The 1058-nt window shown below is 71.6% G+C and carries 1 protein-coding gene; it reads right to left on the reverse strand.

Features of this window, described 5'->3' with window-relative positions; translation table 11 throughout:
- Positions 1 to 246: 246 nt before the first annotated feature.
- Positions 247 to 1058: GAF domain-containing sensor histidine kinase (locus tag G4D87_RS38110; protein ID WP_240358950.1), on the reverse strand; the 812-nt coding region annotated here is incomplete at its 5' end.

Consider the following 1058-nt stretch of genomic DNA (forward strand, 5'->3'; position numbering starts at 1 on the left):
CCCCAGCCCCGTTGCTCGACGCCCGGTCGCGGAACGCACGCGGGACAAGAGTGACAAATCTCCGGAGGCGCGACCTTGTCCGTGGGTACCGGCGCGGCCTTCAGTGCTCACTCCGCGCCAGTGCCAGCGCGCCACGTGGCCCGATACCCGCCGCGGTGTCGTCATTCCGCAATGGCCCTGCGCGAACGGCCAGGGCCGCAGCGCGTTCGCCCAGGTCAGCAGGGGCCCACGGAGCAGCGCACCTCCTCAGCCCGCCGCGCGCGGCAGGCGCACGGTGAAGGTGGTGCCGTGCTGCTCGGAGGACACGACCTCCACGCCGCCGCCGTGGCCGCGCACGATGTCCTGCACGATGTAGAGCCCCAGGCCGATGCTGCGGGTGGACTGCCCCTCTTTCAACGCGCCCCGCGTCAGCGGCTCGAACAGGCGTGGCAGCAGCTCCCGGGGGATGGGGGCGCCTCCGTTGAAGACCGACAGCAGCGCGGCCTCCCCCTCCATCCGTGTGTCCACCCGCACCGGGGCGTCCGCGGGGCTGTAGGCCAGGGCATTGCCCAGCAGGTTCGTGAGCACCTGCGCGATGCGGTCCGAATCCCATTCACCGCGCACCTCGCCCTGGACCTCCACCTCCACGCGGCGCCCGGGGTTGGCCACCAGGAGCTCATCCACCACCTGGTGCACCACCTCCCGCAAATCGGTGGCCTGACGGTGCAGGGCAATGCCGCCGCCCAGCCGGGCCTTGGTGAAGTCCAGCAGGTCGCGAATCATCCGGGCCGCGCGCTCGGTGGCCTGGCCAATGCGCCACACCATGCGCTGCTGCGGCTCCGTCAGCTCCCCCTTCTTCTCCAGCAGCCCCGCCGACATGGAGATGGCCGCCAGGGGATTGCGCAAGTCGTGGGAGACGATGCCCACCAGCTGCTGCTCGAACTCGGCGCGACGGCGCAGCTCCTCCTGCGACCGCTGCTGCTCCGCGAACAGGCGCGCGTTCTCGACGGAGAGCGCCGCCTTCGCCGCCAGCTCCTCCACCAGCTCCTGGTCCTCCTGGGTGAAGCCCCGGCCCTGCC

Source organism: Myxococcus vastator (assembly GCF_010894475.1).
Classification (GTDB): domain Bacteria; phylum Myxococcota; class Myxococcia; order Myxococcales; family Myxococcaceae; genus Myxococcus; species Myxococcus vastator.